Here is a 16,475-nt window from a genome sequence, read left to right as displayed (position 1 = left end):
GGAGGGATAACCGCTGAAAGCATCTAAGCGGGAAGCCTGCTTCGAGATGAGTGTTCCCACCTCCTTTGAGGGGTTAAGGCTCCCAGTAGACGACTGGGTTGATAGGCCGGATGTGGAAGCCCTGTAAGGGGTGGAGCTGACCGGTACTAATAGGCCGAGGGCTTGTCCTCAGTTGCTCGCGTCCACTGTGTAGTTCTGAAGTAGCGAACTGTGTTGTTCCGGTTTGTTGTCTTCATAGTGTTTCGGTGGTTATTGCGTTAGGGAAACGCCCGGTTACATTCCGAACCCGGAAGCTAAGCCTTTCAGCGCCGATGGTACTGCAGGGGGGACCCTGTGGGAGAGTAGGACGCCGCCGAACAACCTTTATAGCCCGGTCCCGAGGTCATCGACCTCGGGACCGGGCTTTTTTGCGTTCGTTTTCAGGAGGGGACATGCTGCGGAGAGCTGGGCTATTTGAACGGTCCTCGGACTTGGCTGGGCGGGGGTGGGATCGGCGCGCGGCCAGGACTCAATCATCGTTGGGCTCGTCGCTGGTGGACTAGAGGCGGCCGGAGGCCTTGAGGGTCAGGTATGCGTCTGCCAGGGCCGGGGCGATGTCGGTGGGCGTGGCGTCGACGACGGTGATGCCGTGGCGCGAAAGACGCTGGGCGATGCGGCGGCGCTCAGCTCGGGTTTGTTCGGCCGCGGCTGCCGCGTAGACGGCGTCGAGAGTGCCGCGGCCCTTGGCCATTGCTTCGATGCGAGGGTCGGCGACGGAGGCGATGAGCACTTCGTGCCGGTGGGTCAGTTGGGGGAGGACCGGGAGCAGGCACTCTTCCATGGGCGCTGCGTCGAGCCCGGTAAGCAGGACGATGAGCGCCCGGTGGGAAGTGCGTTTGAGGATGGTGGCGACGAGTCCACGGGCGTCGGATTCGACGAGTTCCGGCTCCAGAGGGGCCATTGCATTGACGAGAGCGGGGAGCAGGTCGTTGGCGTGGCGACCCTGGACGGATGCCCGGACCTGGCGGTCGTAGGCGAGCAGGCTCACACGGTCGCCGGCGCGGTTGGCGAGGACGGCGAGGAGCAGGGCGGCATCCATGCCCGCGTCAAGGCGCGGGACGTCGCCGACACGACCGGCCGAGGTGCGGCCGGTGTCGAGGACGATGAGGATGCGGCGGTCGCGTTCGGGGCGCCAGGTGCGTATCGCGACTGCTCCGGTGCGGGCGGTGGCGCGCCAGTCGATCGAGCGGGTGTCGTCGCCTGGGGTGTACTCGCGTAGGGAATCGAACTCGGTTCCCTGGCCGCGGACCAGGACGGAGGTGCGGCCGTCGAGTTCCCGCAGGCGCGCGAGGCGCGAGGGCAGATGCTTGCGGCTGGTGAAGGGGGGCAGGACACGCACGGTCCAGGGCACATGGTGCGAGCCCTGACGGGCTGCAAGCCCCAGGGGGCCGATGGAACGGACGGTAATGCGTTCGGCGTGACGGTCGCCGCGACGGGTGGGATGGAGCGCGGTGGTGACGCGGCGCCGCTCGCCGGGCGGGATGGACAGACGGTGGCGGGAGGCGGCGACTTCGGTACCCGGGTTCCAGGCGCTGGGCGGCCATGCGTCCCGGAGCAGAGCGCGCAGAGGGCGCCTGCTGGGGTTGGTGATGGTGAGGGACACCTCTGCGACTTCTCCGAGTCGAACGGATGTTTCACCTATCCGGGTGAATTGCAGCTTTCGTACTGGCGCGGCTAGCGCGAGGTCGCACAGAATTCCGAGTAGAAGAACACCTTCGACGGTCAGGACTCCGCTCCAGCCGGGGAGCAGAATTCCGACGGCCAGGGCGCCGATCGCGGCGAGCAGGGCTGTACGTCCGGTCAGGGCCATGGGTGTGCTCGCCGCCTCAGCGGGGGACAGGGACGCGGGCGAGGATCGAGGTGATGACGGAGTCGGCCGTCACTCCCTCCATCTCTGCCTCGGGCCGTAGTTGTACGCGGTGCCGGAGGGTAGGCAGGGCCAGAGCCTTGACGTCGTCAGGTATGACGTAGTCGCGGCCGGTGAGCCAGGCCCAGGCTCGGGAGGTGGCGAGCAGGGCGGTGGCTCCGCGTGGGGACACGCCGAGGACAAGGGAGGGAGATTCACGGGTGGCCCGGCAGATGTCGACGATGTAGCCGGTGACTTCGGGGGAGACGGCGGTCTTGGCGACGGCCGCTCGCGCGGCTTCGAGGTCTTCGGGACCGGCGGCAGGGCGGAGGCCGGCGGCGTTGAGGTCGCGGGGGTCGAAACCTTCCGCGTGCCGGGTGATGACGTCGATCTCGGACTCCCGGTCGGGGAGGGGGAGGACCAGTTTCAGCAGGAAGCGGTCGAGCTGGGCTTCTGGGAGGGGGTAGGTGCCTTCGTATTCGACCGGATTCTGTGTCGCGGCGACGAGGAAGGGGTCGGGCAGTGGTCGGGGAGTGCCGTCGATGGTGACTTGGCGTTCCTCCATCACTTCGAGGAGGGAGGCCTGGGTTTTGGGCGGGGTGCGGTTGATTTCGTCGGCGAGAAGGAGGTTGGTGAAGACCGGGCCGGGGCGGAAGGAGAACTCGGCAGTGCGTGCGTCGTAGACGAGTGAGCCGGTGACGTCGCCGGGCATCAGGTCGGGGGTGAACTGGACGCGCTTCATCTTGAGTTGGAGGGAGGCGGCGAGCGCGCGTACGAGAAGGGTCTTCGCGACGCCGGGAACACCTTCGAGGAGGACATGGCCGCGGCACAGCAGGGCCACCACCAGGCCGGTGACGGCCGGGTCCTGGCCGACCACGGCCTTTGCGATTTCGGCGCGCAGGGCCTCGAGGGAGGCGCGGGCGCTGTCTGCGGTCGGGGCGCTCACGGGTTGCGGAGCCTTTCTGCGGAGAGAAGGGAGCGTTCGAGGGTATCGAGGTCGTCAGCGAGGCTGAGGAGGGCTTTGTCGTCGGGCGGTGGCGGCCCGTCCAGCAGGGCGTGGGGGTCAACCGCCGGGTCGCCCAGGCGGGCGGCGACTGTGGTGGCGAGCGGGCCTGGGACGTGGGCCTGTGAGGGAGGGACACCGATGAGTGGTGCGAGCCGTTCACGGGTCGCGGTTCGCAGGGCTTCGGCGGCGCGGGCGCGGGCGTTGGCCCGGCGGTAGAGGCGGGCCCGGCCTTCGGTGGCCTCGGCGGCGCGTACAACGACGGGCAGCCGTTCGGCGATGACCGGGCCCAGCCGGCGGCCCCGCCAGAGGGCGGCCAGGGCGGCGGCGATGAGCAGTTGGTAGAAGGCCCAGGTCCAGCCGGCGGGGATGAGGTCGAGGAAGCTGCGGTTGCCACTGGTGGCTGCGGCGTCACTGAGGGAGGGGAGGTACCAGACGAGCTTGGGGTGTGTGCCGAGGAGTTGCAGAGCGAGGGAGGCGTTGCCCTGCTCGTCGAGGTGGTCGTTCCGCAGGAGGTCGGTGGTGCCGAGGACGACAGTGTCGCCGCCGCCCGGGGAAGGGAGTCTCAAGAGGGTGGGGCGGCCGGCGTAGGGGTAGCAGCTGTCGGCGCCGGGGACGGAGGTCGTGTACTGGACGCCGCCGGTCAGGGCATCGCCGGCCCGGCGGGCGGCAGGGAAGTCGCAGTTCGCGGACAGGACCTGGGCAGATCCGGCGGCCACCGCCCGCACGCCGGGGGTCAGGACTTGGACCTGGGCAGCGCCGGGGGAGAGGAGGAGGGTGCGGCCGCCGGAGTGTGCGGTGGCGGAGCGCAGAGCCGAGAGCTGATGGGAGGTCAATAGGCCGGGCACGGCGACGAGGAGGGTGGTGTCGGGTCCGGTGGCGGAGGCGGCTTCGCCGGCGGTGGTGACGACCTTGGTGGTGACGCCCTGTTCGGCGAGGAGCTGGGCGACGGCTCGGCTGCCCTGGGGGTCGGCCGAGCGGGGGTTGAGGGCGTTGTGGTTCTCGCCGGAGCGCTGGGCGGCGAACAGGGCGCCGAAGACGAGGAGGGCGAGGAGAGCGGCCAGGAAGGCGCGGTATCGGATCCACAGCTGGTGTGCCGTGGGAGAGGCGGAGGTGGTCATGCGCGGGTGCCCCCGGCGGCGGTGCCGCTGGTGAACTGCGGTTTGGTGTGCTGGAGTTCTGTGTCGAGGTCACGCAGGGTCGTGTAGGACTCCTGGGTAGCGGAGCGGCCGCCGTAGGTGACGTCGTCAAAGACGCGGGCTGCGGCGCGGAGCCGGGCCGCGTGTTCGGTGAGGGCGCGACCGGCCTCGGCGGCGGCCTCGTCAGCGGTGCGGCCGGGGCGGGGGTCGAGCACAGTCCGCTCCTCAAGGCTGCGGACGACGGCGCGCATGCGTTCCTGGAGGGCCGGCGCCCATTGCTGCCGGCTCGCGTGTTCCTCGCTTGCGGCGCGGTGTTCGGCGGCAGTCCGCGGCCGGTCGTCGAAGAGGCCGGTGGCGGTGGTGGAGGCGGTGCGGATCCGGCCCAGGCGCAGCCGCAGGGCGACGATGAGAGCCACGACTACGGCAATGACGACAATCAGGCCGACCGCGCCTCCTGGGGTGGCGCTGGAGGCCGCACCGAGGAGGTGGGAGACCTTGTCCCAGAGCCAGTTCAGGGCGCGTTGGAGGAAGCTGGGGTCGTGCTGGTGGTAGATCGGCTTGGACAGTTCACGCTGAGCCGCTTCGCGGGCGGCGTCACGCGGGGTCGTCACCGGTACGTCGCCCCTCACCGGCGTCAGCCTCCGGGGGTGGTGCTGTCGGCGGGGGTGCCGGCGGAGGTGCCTGCGTAGCCGGGGACATTGGCGGCGCGGGCGAGTTCGATGTCGAGGCCCTCGCGGCGGATCCGCCGGTCCACGTAGAGGAGGGCCGTGACACCGGCGCTGATCGGAAGGGTGATGGTGGAGCCGATTACCGAGCCGATTCCGCTGACGACGAAATATGTCCAGCCGTAGGTACCGGGGTTGCCGGACAGGAAGTTGGTCCCGCCGTCGCCGCTGAGGGCCATGGCCAGGAAGGAGAAGGGCAGGGTGATGATCCCCGCGACGATGGAGACAAGGATGGCGGCGAGCGCCTGGACGCCGAATACGCGCCACCAGGAACCGCGTACAAGCTTTGCGGAGCGGGCGATGGATTTGAAAATGCCCTGTTTCTCCAGCATCAGCGCGGGCGAAGCGAGGCTGAACCGGACCATTAGCCAGATGCTGACGACGGCTCCGGGGAGGATGCCGATGGCGGCGATGCCTCCACCGGTGACACCGGAGCCCGCGATCGCGACCAGGATGCCGGGGAGTGCGCACACGCCCATGATGACCAAGGCGATGAGGGGCAGCAGCAGCGTCAGGCCGAGCAGGCGGAGCAGTCGCGGTGCGGCATCCTGCCAGGCCTCGCCGGTGGTCACGGGGCGGCCCAGGACGGCCCGGCTGACCACCATGGTGAGCATCGCGGTGGCGACGATGGTGCCGAGCAGCTCGATCAGGCCGGCGACACCGCCGGTGATGAGGGAGCTGCGGAGCGCCTTCAGGACATCCTGGACGCTGGCGTTGGGGTCGTTGAGCGCTGTGGTGTCCACCCCCTTGAGGACGAAGCCCTGGAGGAGGACCACGGTCGTCTGGATGATCAGCGCGACGATGAGGGAGATGCCGAGCACGGTGCGCCAGTGGGCGCGCATGGTGGAGACCGCGCCGTCGAGGATCTCGCCGACGCCGAGCGGGCGGAGCGGGATCACACCGGGCTTCGGTGACGGGGGCTTCCCCCATGAAGGCTGCTGCCAACCCTGCGGAGCGCCCTGCTGCGGCGTGTTCCACCGGCCGACCCAGCCGGGACCCGGGGGCGGTGGCGGAGGGGGGGTGGGGCGGCCGCTCGGGGCGGACCACTGGCCGGGCGGAGGCTGTTGGTCCGACCAGTTCGGAGGCGCAGCTGGCTGGGGCGTATCGGGGCTGCCTCCGTGCTCCGGCTCGTCGGAGGGGGAGGATCCGGGCGAGGCCCAGCCCGGAGAGTCGTTCATCATCGCTCCTTCGTCACTGCGCATCCACCTACCGAACGGCTGGATGGGGGCCATCGTGCCATGGTGCCGACGGATTCGTATCCGTGGATGCGTCGTGCCCGAACCGTTCAAAAGGCAGGGCCCGGCACGGCAGACTGGGCGTATGGCTGATCACTCCGTGGTATCCGTGGCCAACGGTCCTTGGAAGCAAACACGGGAAGAGGTATCCGTACTGCGCTGGGAGGAGCCGCCGGAAGGCCCGGTGCTGATTCTGCTCGACCAGACTCGGCTGCCGACCGAGGAGGTTGAGCTGGTCTGTACCGATGTGCCGGCCCTGCTGGAGGCCATCCGCACGCTGGCGGTGCGGGGTGCGCCGCTGCTGGGAATAGCGGGGGCGTACGGGGTGGCGCTCGCCGCGGTGCGTGGATACGACGTGGACGAGGCGGCGGAGCTGCTGGCGCGTGCCCGGCCGACGGCCGTCAACCTGGGGTACGGCGTGCGCCGGGCGGCTGCGGCCTACCGTAGGGCGCTGGCGGAGGGTATGGCCCCGGAGCGGGCGGCCGCGGCGGCGTTGGCCGAGGCCCGTGGACTGCACGCCGAGGACGCGGAAGCCAGCGCGGCCATGGCCCGGCGCGGCCTGGAGCTTCTGGGCGAGCTGGTGCCCGGGGGCGGGTACCAGCTGCTCACGCACTGCAATACCGGCGCACTGGTGTCCGGGGGCGAGGGAACGGCGCTCGCGGTGGTGCTCGCCGCGCACCGGGCGGGGCAGCTGCGCCGGCTGTGGGTGGATGAGACCCGTCCGCTGCTGCAGGGTGCCCGGCTGACCGCGTATGAGGCCGCTCGGACCGGGATGGCGTATACGCTGCTCGCCGACAACGCGGCCGGCTCGCTCTTCTCTGCGGGTGAGGTGGACGCGGTGCTGATCGGCGCGGACCGGATCGCTGCCGACGGCTCGGTCGCCAACAAGGTGGGGAGCTATCCGTTGGCGGTGCTGGCCAGGTACCACAGGGTGCCGTTCATCGTGGTGGCGCCGACCACGACCATCGACCCGGGCACCCCGGACGGGGCGTCCATCGAGGTCGAGCAACGGGCCGGGCACGAGGTGACCGAGTGGGCGGCCCGTCCGGTCGCGCCGCTGGGCACCCAGGCGTACAACCCTGCGTTCGATATCACACCGGCTGATTTGATAACGGCAATTGTTACCGAAAATGGCGTGGTTTCGCCTGTTACGGCGGACGCTCTGGCGGCATTGGGCGCTCCCGGTGCTCCAGGTCACGATCAGGTAATGGGATGATGAGGCTATGAAGGGACGCGTCCTGGTCGTCGACGACGACACCGCACTGGCAGAGATGCTTGGCATCGTGCTGCGCGGAGAAGGTTTTGAGCCGTCGTTCGTCGCGGACGGTGACAAGGCCCTCGCCGCATTCAGAGAGACCAAGCCCGATCTGGTCCTCCTCGACCTCATGCTCCCCGGACGGGACGGCATCGACGTATGCCGCCAGATCCGGGCCGAGTCCGGGGTCCCCATCGTCATGCTCACCGCGAAGAGTGACACGGTCGACATCGTGGTGGGCCTGGAGTCCGGTGCCGACGACTATGTCGTCAAGCCGTTCAAGCCCAAGGAACTTGTCGCGCGGGTAAGGGCCCGGCTGCGCCGCGCCGAGGAGCCGACGCCGGAGCAGCTCACCATCGGCGACCTGGTCATCGATGTCGCCGGCCACTCGGTGAAGCGAGAGGGGCAGCCGATAGCGCTGACACCGCTGGAGTTCGACCTTCTGGTCGCGCTCGCCCGCAAACCGTGGCAGGTCTTCACCCGTGAGGTGCTCTTGGAACAGGTTTGGGGGTACCGGCACGCGGCGGACACCCGCCTGGTCAACGTGCACGTCCAGCGGCTGCGCTCCAAGGTCGAAAAGGACCCGGAGCGTCCCGAGATCGTGGTGACGGTGCGCGGGGTGGGCTACAAGGCCGGTCCGGGCTGACGTGTCGGCGTCGTACGAGCGCGGACTGATGCTGCCGGTGCTGCGCTCGTTTGTCAGGTGGGCGCGGCGCCCGCTGCTGCCCGCGATGCGGCTGTGGCGGCGCAACATCCAGCTGAAGGTGGTCGCCACGACTCTCCTGATGTCGCTGGGTGTGGTGCTGCTGCTCGGCATAGTGGTGATCGGCCAGGTGAAGAACGGGCTGCTCGACGCCAAGCGGCAGGCCGCGCAGAGCCAGGCCGTCAGCGGTTTCGCCTTCGCAGCCCAGCAGGCGACCAATGCGACCACCGATGGCACCGGCTCGGCCGGTGGCACCGGGAGCCGCGGCCAGATCGACTCCGGCACCTGGCTGAACAGCCTCATCGAGCAGCTCGCCAGCGGCGGCCAGGGCGTGTACTCGGTGGTGGCGCTGAGCTCCGCCAGTGACCAGCAGTCGTTCACCAAGGACAGTCAGGGCACCCGCGGGCCGCGCGCCTCCGGTGACGTACTGCCCGAGGACAGCGTGCCGACCGGGCTGCGGACCGTACTGGACACTAAGTCCGGGCCGCAGGAGCAGTACACGTCACTGAAGCGCGCGGACGACCCGCAGGGCCAGGCCGCCCTGGTTGTCGGCGAGCGGATGAAGGACCCCAGCGGCAATGCTTACCAGCTGTATTACCTCTTCCCCTTCGACCAGGAGGAGAAGACCCTCAACCTGGTCAAGGGCACCCTGGCGACGGCCGGGATATTCATGGTGGTGCTGCTCGGCGCCATTGCCTGGCTCGTCGTGCGTCAGGTGGTCACCCCCGTCCGGATGGCCGCCGGGATCTCCGAGCGGCTGGCCGCCGGGCGGCTCCAGGAACGGATGAAGGTCACCGGCGAGGACGACATCGCGCGGCTCGGCGAGTCCTTCAACAAGATGGCGCAGACCCTCCAGGTGAAGATCCAGCAGCTCGAGGACCTTTCCCGGATGCAGCGCCGCTTCGTCTCGGACGTCTCGCACGAGCTGCGCACCCCGTTGACCACCGTCCGGATGGCCGCCGACGTCATCCACGACGCCCGCGAGGACTTCGACCCGGTCACCTCGCGCTCCGCCGAGCTGCTGCAGAACCAGCTCGACCGCTTCGAGTCGCTCCTGTCCGACCTGCTGGAGATCAGCCGCTTCGATGCGGGAGCCGCTGACCTGGCCGCCGAGCCGATAGACCTGCGGGACGTGGTACGGCGGGTGGTCGACGCCGCGGAGCCGCTCGCCGAGCGCAAGGGCAGCCGGGTCGTCGTACGAGGCGATGAGCAGCCGGTGATCGCGGAGGCCGACCCCCGCCGGGTCGAGCGTGTGCTGCGCAACCTTCTCGTCAACGCCGTTGAGCACGGTGAGGGCCGCGATGTGGTCGTACGGATGGCCACCGCGGGCGGCGCCGTCGCCGTCGCCGTGCGGGATTACGGCGTCGGTCTGAAGCCCGGCGAGGCGACCCGGGTCTTCAACCGCTTCTGGCGGGCCGACCCGGCGCGTGCCCGCACCACTGGGGGCACCGGTCTCGGCCTGTCCATCGCGGTGGAGGACGCCCGGCTGCACGGGGGCTGGCTACAGGCGTGGGGCGAGCCCGGCGGCGGATCCCAGTTCCGGCTGACCCTGCCGCGCACCGCAGGGGAGAGCCTGCGGGGTTCGCCGATAGCGCTGGAGCCGGAGGACTCGCGGCGCAACCGCAGCCTGAAATCGGCTGGGCTGCCGCCCCGGACGCCGCCCTCGCCCATCGTGCCCTCCCCGCGCGTGGCGGCGATACCGCCCATGCCCCCTGTTCCGCCGCGGCCGCCCGCCGCCGACCCCGCGGCGCTGCCCGGGAACGGGGCCCGGGTCGTGGGTCGCCAGTCCGGGCAGTCGTCGGCCGTGTACGGGCCCGGGAACGGAGTACGCCAGGTGGACAGCGCCGCGCAAGCTGGTACCGAACCGGGCACCCAGCCCGGCACCGGGCCGACGGCCGGGAGCGATGCCGGTGCGGACCGCCGGATCACTGCTGGGGAGGAGACGCGCTGATGCGCATGTCGGGCGCGGTTCTGTCATGGCCGGCCAGGGCGTTCGCGCTGCTCGGCTGTGCCGTGCTGCTCGCGGGCTGTGCGTCGATGCCCAGCAGCGGCGAGGTGAGCAAGGTCAGCCCTGGGCAGCACGCCGACTCCCAGGTGCGGGTCTACGGAGTCAAGCCGCAGAAGGGGGAGACGCCGGATCAGATCGTGCGCGGCTTCCTGGAGGCGACGACCAGCGACGAGGCGACGTATGGCACGGCGCGTTTGTACCTGGCGCCCGGACTGCGCAAGAGCTGGAATCCGTATACGAAGATCACGGTACTGCAGGACGGCCCGTTGCCGGTGGCGGAGCCCGGGGGCGTCGACAGCAAGGAGAACTCGAACACATTCAGCCTCTCCGGGCACCAGGTCGGCACTGTCGACGGCAAGCACGCCTACCAGACCGCTGATGAGACCTACCAGACCAACTTCCACCTGTCCAAGGTCGGCAGCGAGTGGCGGATCGACGGGTTGGACGACGGACTGGTGCTCAGCGAGGCCGACTTCCAGCGGATCTATCAATCAGTCAACATGTACTACTTCGCGCAGCTCGGGCCCGACGCGGTGTCGGCGGGGAAGCGGCGGGAGGTGCTGGTCCCCGACCCGGTGTATCTGCGGGGGCGGATAGACCTGCTGTCGTCCACGGTGAAGGCGCTGCTGGGCGGCCCGACCAACTGGCTGGATCCGGTGGTCGACTCGGCGTTCCCGGATGGCGCGGGCGTGAAGTCGGTGTCGCTGGACGACTCGCAGCGCCTGAATCTGAGGCTGAATCCGTTGAAGGGTGCTGCCGTCCCCGACGGGCAGCAGTGCATGCGGATGGCCGCGCAGCTCTTCTACACGGTGCAGGGCCTGGCATCGTCACAAGCGGGTTCGGTGGAGGTGCAGGGGGCGGGCGGTGAGCAACTGTGCTCGATGGGGAGCGAGCAGGCGCAGCCCTACGCCCCCAGCGTGCTGGCCGGGCCGGCCACGCACCAGTTCTACATCGACACCGCGCACCGGCTGGTGAGCCTGTACGGCACCGCCACGACGGCCGAGCGCGTGCTCGGGCCGTTCGGGGAGGGCCAGGTGCCGCTGGGATCGGTCGCCGTACGGCGGGACGAGACGTTCGCGGCGGGTGTCAAGACCGATGGGCGCACGCTGTACGTCGCCGGGCTGTCCACGGGCGCCGCGCTGGGCCAACCGGTGCTGAGGAGCGCCGCGAAGGACGCCACGAACGGGCTGAGCGCGCCGAGCTGGGACGGGTACGGCAATCTGTGGGTGGCCGACCGCGACCCGGCCCGCCCTCGGCTGCTGATGCTGCGCGACGGCGCCGGCACCCCGGTCGATGTGGCGGTACCGGACCTTGGCAGCGGGCGCATCGAGTCGCTGCGGGTCGCGGCGGACGGCGTGCGGATCGCTCTGGTGGTGCGCGAGAGCGGGCATACGACGTTGCGGCTCGGGCGTATCGAGCGGTCCGGGACACAGCAGAAGCCACAGATCAAGGTGGCCGAGCTGCGTTTGGTCACGCCGCAGCTGGAGGACGTGAAGGCGGCGTCCTGGGCGGGTGCGAGTCGCCTGGTGGTGGTCGGCAACGTCACCAATGGGGTCCAGCAGATCCAGTACGTGGACGCGGACGGTTCGGCCTCCTACAGCCCGACTCTGCAGGGGGACGGCGGCGTCGCCTCGGTCGCGGCCTCCGAGAACCAGAGTAAGCCGTTGCTGGCGGAGCTCGGCGACGGCATCTTCCAGCTGCCGTTGGACGCGGACTGGAAGGAAGTCACCCCGAAGGGCAGCTCGCCGGTCTACCCGGGCTGACGGTCCCGCACTCTCCCGGGGGCCGCTCCGGGCAGGGAGCGAGAGTTATCCACAGGCTCTCCGACCCCCCTGGCGCCCCCGGCGAGCCCAGGGCATGGTTGATCCATGCGGGGGTGGTGGCGGGAGATCGCAGGATTGGTGTTTCCGGCGGAGTGCGCGGGGTGCGGTCGGGCGCGGACCGGGCTGTGCGAGGAGTGCCGGGCGGCGGTGTGCGGAGCGGGGGTGAGGAAGGTGCGGGCGGATCCGGTGCCGGAGGGGCTTCCGGAAGTGTGGGCGGCGGCCGGGTATGCGGACGAGGTGCGGGCGGTGCTGCTCGCACACAAGGAACGGGGGGTGACGGGGCTCGCGCGGCCGCTGGGCGAAGCGCTGGCGGGGGCAGTGAGGGCGGTGGCGCCCGGTGGGGTGATGCTGCTCGTGCCGGTGCCCTCGGCGCGGCGGGCGGTCGCGGTGCGCGGGCATGACGCGATACGACGCATCACGCTGGTGGCGGCCCGGGAGCTGCGCCGGGACGGGATACGGGCGAGGGCCGCGGCTGTGCTGCGGCAGGGGCGGGCCGTTGCGGACCAGTCAGGGCTGAGCGCCCGCGAGCGGCTGGAGAACCTGTCGGGGGCAGTGACGGGCCGGCCCGGGAGCGGGCGGCTGCTGAAGGCCGCACCGGTGGTCCTGGTGGACGACCTGATGACCACGGGCGCTTCGCTGGTCGCGGCGGCCCGGGCGGTCGAGGCGGTCGGCGGGCGGGTGGCTGGAGCCGCTGTGGTGGCCGGCCCGCGCGATGAAACGCAGGGCGGCCGCCTCGGCGTATGACAGGGCGGATCAGCTCTTCGTTCGCCTTTTCGTTAGCCCTCTCCGTCCCGGGACGGAGAGGAGGCCCTGGCCCTGGGACGAAACGGAACTCCGAAACCGAAGGCATCGTTGCAGGTAGAACAAGCGCGTATTCACCCGAACGGAGGTATAGCGGCGTTGAGGGTGCCGCCCTGAGTCCTACGGGTCTATGTTCGGTTGTGAGGGATTGCAGCGCCTGCTGTTCCTCGGACGGTGGGATGGAATCTACCCAGAGTTGGTGGGGTTTCGATCTGTCTCGCGGGGGAGGAGGGGGGTGAGAGGCGCGGCTTCGCCGCTCCCGGAGGCCTCTGGGAGTGCGAGGCAGCAGCGAACGCAGTGCCGGGCGGGACCTGGTGCCCGCCGGCCTCAGCGCAAGGGATACGCCCCGCGTGGCGGGGCGGTCCGGATCGGAGTTCTGCGTGGACATCGTCGTCAAGGGCCGCAAGACCGAGGTGCCCGAGCGGTTCCGGAAGCACGTGGCCGAGAAGCTGGAGAAGATCCAGAAGCTCGACGGCAAGGTGATCAGCCTGGACGTCGAGGTTTCCAAGGAGCCCAACCCCCGGCAGGCCGACCGTTGCGACCGGGTGGAGATCACACTGCTCACACGTGGCCCGGTGGTAAGGGCGGAGGCCGCGGCGGCGGACCCGTACGCGGCACTCGACCTCGCTGTGAGCAAGCTTGAGGCGCGGTTGCGCAAGGCGGCCGACAAGCGCAGGGTGCACCGCGGCGGCAGCCGCACCCCCACCAGCGTCGCCGAGGCGACGGCGGGCCTGCTCGGCGGAGAGCTGAACGGCAGCCGTACCGACGGAGAGCCGCGTGGCGAGGTGCCCACTACCCGAATCGCTTCGATGGAGGTCCAGGGCGAAGGGCCGCTGGTGGTCCGCGAGAAGACCCACGCGGCCGCGCCCATCGCGCTCGACCAGGCGCTCTACGAAATGGAGCTGGTCGGGCACGACTTCTACCTGTTCATCGACTCCGACACCGGACAACCGAGTGTGGTCTACCGGCGGCACGGCTATGACTACGGCGTCATCCATCTCAAGGCGGACCCGTCCGCCGGGGAAGCGCCCGCCGGCGCCGGCGGAGCCCTGAGCCGGTAGCAGACGCGCCGGTGGCGCCCCTGGGCCTGTTTCGCCCGGGGGCGCCACACCGTGCCTGGGCGTGAAATCATGGAACGGCAGCCAACATACGGGCTGCAGCCTCTGGTTGGCGTAGCACGAACGAGTGCAGCTGACGGAGGCACTGGCCCATTGGGGGGAAGAACCGATGCCGGACAGCTTCGAGCCTGCGGCCGTCGGTGACGCAGGCCGGGAAACGATCGTGCCCGAGCCTATTCGCGTCCTGGTGGTCGACGACCACGCGCTCTTCCGGCGTGGGCTGGAGATCGTCCTCGCGCAGGAGGACGACATCCAGGTCGTCGGCGAGGCGGGAGACGGGGCGGAAGCGGTGGACAAGGCCGCCGATCTGCTGCCCGACATCGTTCTGATGGATGTCCGGATGCCCAGGCGGGGCGGCATCGAGGCCTGTACCTCCATCAAGGAGGTGGCCCCGAGCGCCAAGATCATCATGCTGACGATAAGCGATGAAGAGGCCGACCTCTACGAGGCGATCAAGGCCGGGGCCACCGGCTATCTGCTGAAGGAGATCTCGACGGACGAGGTCGCCACCGCGATTCGCGCCGTCGCCGACGGCCAGTCGCAGATCAGCCCGTCCATGGCGTCCAAGCTGCTCACCGAGTTCAAGTCGATGATCCAGCGCACGGACGAGCGGCGGCTGGTGCCGGCTCCCAAGCTGACCGATCGCGAGCTGGAGGTGCTCAAGCTCGTCGCCACCGGGATGAACAACCGGGACATCGCCAAGGAGCTCTTCATCAGCGAGAACACCGTGAAGAACCATGTGCGCAACATCCTGGAGAAGCTTCAGCTGCACTCCAGGATGGAGGCGGTGGTGTACGCGATGCGCGAGAAGATCCTGGAGATCAGGTAGCCGTCGAGACCAGGCGGCCGTCAGCGACGGTCGTGGGCACGGTTGAGCGCCGCTACGAGTGGAGCGCGCAGCTCGGTCTGTACCACAAGCTCGACCCGTACCTCGGTGCAGCCGACCCAGTCAGCGGCCTCGGCGAGGGCCTGGGCCATGGGCTCGACGGCCTTGGGGGTCTGCAGCGATACCTGCCTGGCGACCAGCGTCCGCCCCTCCCGGGCCGGGTCCACCCGGCCGAGCAGCCTGCCGCCGGCCAGCAGCGGCATCGCGAAGTAGCCGTGAACGCGCTTCGGCTTGGGGACGTACGCCTCGAGGCGGTGCGTGAATCCGAAGATCCGTTCGGTGCGCGGCCGGTCCCAGACCAGGGAGTCGAAGGGCGACAGCAGCGTCGTACGGTGCCGGCCGCGCGGCGGGTCGGCCAGTGCCGCCGGATCGGCCCAGGCGGGCTTTCCCCATCCCTCGACCTCGACCGGCACCAGTCCCGAGTCGGCGATCACCGCGTCGACCTGCTCGGTTCTGAGGCGGTGGTAGTCGGCCAGGTCAGCCCGGGTCGCGACTCCCATCGCGGCACCGGCCTGGGCGACCAGCCTGCGTACGCATTCGGCGTCATCGAGGTCGTCGTGCAGCAGGGTGTCGGGGACGGCGCGCTCGGCGAGGTCGTAGACCCTCTTCCAGCTGCGGCGCCCGGTACAGACCACCTCGCCGTACATCAGTGCCCGCTCGACCGCGACCTTGGTGGCCGACCAGTCCCACCACTCGCCGCCGTTCTTCGCCCCGCCGAGCTCGGTCGCGGTCAGCGGGCCCTCGGTGCGCAGCTGCTTGATGACGGTGTCGTACACCCCGTCCGGGAGGTCGTGGTACCAGTGCGGCCGGGAGCGGTAGGCGCGGCGCCGGAAGGCGAAGTGCGGCCACTCCTCGATCGGAAGGATGCATGCCGCGTGCGACCAGTACTCAAAGGCATGCGTCTCGGTCCAGTAGGCCGACTCCACGGCGTCACGCCCTACCGCGCCCAGCCGTGCGTACGGAATCAGCTCGTGCGAGCGTGCCAGGACCGAGATCGTGTCGAGCTGCACCGCGCCCAGGTGTCGCAGCACGCCCCGTACCCCGCCCCTGCGGTCCGGCGCGCCGAGCAGCCCCTGCGCGCGCAGCGCTATCCGGCGGGCCTCGTCGGCGGACAGCGCGGACAGCGCAAGCAGCGAGGACGGAGCGGATGGCGCGGATGCCGCGGATGGCGGGGGCGGGGTCACAGTCATGACGGTCAGCGTAGGACGAGGCTCTGACAGCGCGGCGTCAGGAGCCGGCCAGCGGCAGATACACCGTCCCGGACGGCAGCCCCAGGTCGGAAGGGAGCAGCGAGCCGGCCCACATGTCGCGCCGGGTTCCGTTGCTGACGAGCTTCGCGCGGAGGGTGCCCTCCATCCGGAACCCCGTCTTCAGCGCCACCGCCCGCGACCCGGTGTTTCCGGCCTCCGCCACCCACTCCAGCCGCTCCACACCCAGTTCCCCGAACGCCCAGCGGGTCACGGCCGACGCCGCCTCCGCCGTATAGCCTCGGCGCCTCGCTTCCTTGACCGTCCAGTAGCCGAGCTCCGCCTGCCGCTCCGGAGCCCGCAGCAGCTCAAGCCGCACCAGGCCCATACACCCCACCAGCCGCCCGTCGTCCTTGGCCGTGACGGCGAAGTTGTACCGCCTGTCGTCGCGCCAGCCGTCCGGACAGGTCTGCGCCACGAACGCCGCCGCGTGCTCTTTCGTGTACGGGGACGGCACGGGGGTCCAGCGCGGGATCTCCGGGTCCTGGCAGGCGGCGTACAGGGCCTCCGTGTCGGCCGGCCCGAAGGGGCGCAGCACCAGCCGCTCGGTGGTGAGGGTCGTCGGCTCCATGCCCCGGAGTATCCCTGAGGGGGGTGCCTCCGGAGAAAGGGATTTCCCTTGCTGTCCGGGTTGAGACCCACCGGTG

Annotated in this window: 14 protein-coding genes and 2 rRNA genes; 9 read left to right on the top strand and 7 right to left on the bottom strand. The window is 70.1% G+C overall.

Translation table 11 applies throughout. The features are described from left to right. A 23S ribosomal RNA gene (locus tag FCI23_RS02265) occupies window positions 1–170 on the top strand; the annotation flags it as partial. 71 nt (window positions 171–241) lie between these two features. Continuing rightward, window positions 242–358, top strand: a 5S ribosomal RNA gene (rrf, locus tag FCI23_RS02260). A 180-nt stretch (window positions 359–538) separates the two neighbouring features. Here the strand turns inward: rrf and FCI23_RS02255 are convergent. Genes FCI23_RS02255 through FCI23_RS59210 form a run of 5 tightly spaced genes read right to left on the bottom strand, consistent with a single transcriptional unit; the run spans window position 539 to window position 5,651 of the window. Further along, window positions 539–1,849, bottom strand: coding sequence for a DUF58 domain-containing protein (locus FCI23_RS02255; RefSeq protein ID WP_136721683.1), 1,311 nt, complete (start codon window positions 1,847–1,849; stop codon window positions 539–541). 16 nt (window positions 1,850–1,865) lie between these two features. Further along, window positions 1,866–2,831 (bottom strand): AAA family ATPase, encoded by a 966-nt coding sequence (locus tag FCI23_RS02250; RefSeq protein WP_136721682.1) that lies wholly within the window; start codon window positions 2,829–2,831, stop codon window positions 1,866–1,868. After that, window positions 2,828–4,009: a DUF4350 domain-containing protein gene (locus FCI23_RS02245; protein ID WP_136721681.1), complete on the bottom strand. Its 1,182-nt coding sequence runs from the start codon at window positions 4,007–4,009 to the stop codon at window positions 2,828–2,830. Before FCI23_RS02245 ends, FCI23_RS02250 begins: the two co-directional genes overlap by 4 nt. Continuing rightward, complete coding sequence (locus FCI23_RS59215; protein WP_407645901.1) at window positions 4,006–4,638, bottom strand: DUF4129 domain-containing protein; 633 nt, start codon at window positions 4,636–4,638, stop codon at window positions 4,006–4,008. The genes FCI23_RS02245 and FCI23_RS59215 overlap by 4 nt, the downstream gene beginning before the upstream one ends. A gap of 23 nt (window positions 4,639–4,661) precedes the next feature. Then, window positions 4,662–5,651, bottom strand: coding sequence for a hypothetical protein (locus FCI23_RS59210; protein WP_322973784.1), 990 nt, complete (start codon window positions 5,649–5,651; stop codon window positions 4,662–4,664). Between the two features lie 421 nt (window positions 5,652–6,072). Here FCI23_RS59210 and mtnA point away from each other — a divergent pair, with 421 nt between their 5' ends. The 7 genes from mtnA to FCI23_RS02205 all read left to right on the top strand — a co-directional run bounded on the left by mtnA (window position 6,073) and on the right by FCI23_RS02205 (window position 14,524). After that, the gene (gene mtnA, locus FCI23_RS02235) at window positions 6,073–7,203 is read left to right on the top strand and encodes an S-methyl-5-thioribose-1-phosphate isomerase (protein ID WP_136721680.1); all 1,131 of its coding nucleotides are present in this window, start codon (window positions 6,073–6,075) and stop codon (window positions 7,201–7,203) included. 7 nt (window positions 7,204–7,210) lie between these two features. Then, window positions 7,211–7,888: a two-component system response regulator MtrA gene (mtrA, locus tag FCI23_RS02230; RefSeq protein ID WP_136721679.1), complete on the top strand. Its 678-nt coding sequence runs from the start codon at window positions 7,211–7,213 to the stop codon at window positions 7,886–7,888. 28 nt (window positions 7,889–7,916) lie between these two features. Then, window positions 7,917–9,896, top strand: a complete 1,980-nt coding sequence (gene mtrB / locus FCI23_RS02225) for an MtrAB system histidine kinase MtrB (protein WP_136721728.1) — start codon at window positions 7,917–7,919, stop codon at window positions 9,894–9,896. Further along, window positions 9,896–11,716 carry an LpqB family beta-propeller domain-containing protein gene (locus tag FCI23_RS02220; protein WP_246143212.1) on the top strand — a complete coding sequence of 607 codons (1,821 nt, stop codon included), beginning with the start codon at window positions 9,896–9,898 and terminating at the stop codon, window positions 11,714–11,716. Before mtrB ends, FCI23_RS02220 begins: the two co-directional genes overlap by 1 nt. 105 nt (window positions 11,717–11,821) lie before the next feature. Next, on the top strand, window positions 11,822–12,520 hold the full coding sequence (locus tag FCI23_RS02215; RefSeq protein ID WP_136721678.1) for a ComF family protein: 699 nt from the start codon (window positions 11,822–11,824) through the stop codon (window positions 12,518–12,520). Between the two features lie 437 nt (window positions 12,521–12,957). Continuing rightward, the gene (gene hpf, locus FCI23_RS02210) at window positions 12,958–13,638 is read left to right on the top strand and encodes a ribosome hibernation-promoting factor, HPF/YfiA family (protein ID WP_136721677.1); all 681 of its coding nucleotides are present in this window, start codon (window positions 12,958–12,960) and stop codon (window positions 13,636–13,638) included. A 166-nt stretch (window positions 13,639–13,804) separates the two neighbouring features. Then, window positions 13,805–14,524: a response regulator gene (locus tag FCI23_RS02205; RefSeq protein ID WP_136721676.1), complete on the top strand. Its 720-nt coding sequence runs from the start codon at window positions 13,805–13,807 to the stop codon at window positions 14,522–14,524. Between the two features lie 20 nt (window positions 14,525–14,544). On the opposite strand, the gene FCI23_RS02200 is transcribed toward FCI23_RS02205, so the two are convergent. Beyond that, window positions 14,545–15,771: a winged helix-turn-helix domain-containing protein gene (locus FCI23_RS02200; protein WP_136721675.1), complete on the bottom strand. Its 1,227-nt coding sequence runs from the start codon at window positions 15,769–15,771 to the stop codon at window positions 14,545–14,547. A gap of 37 nt (window positions 15,772–15,808) precedes the next feature. Further along, window positions 15,809–16,399, bottom strand: a complete 591-nt coding sequence (locus tag FCI23_RS02195; protein WP_136721674.1) for a GNAT family N-acetyltransferase — start codon at window positions 16,397–16,399, stop codon at window positions 15,809–15,811. Window positions 16,400–16,475 lie beyond the last annotated feature (76 nt).

The organism is Actinacidiphila oryziradicis (genome assembly GCF_005047355.1).
Taxonomy (GTDB): Bacteria; Actinomycetota; Actinomycetes; order Streptomycetales; family Streptomycetaceae; genus Actinacidiphila; species Actinacidiphila oryziradicis.
The sequence above is the reverse complement of the archived record's forward strand: the minus strand, read 5'-3'. Positions and strand labels throughout refer to the sequence as shown.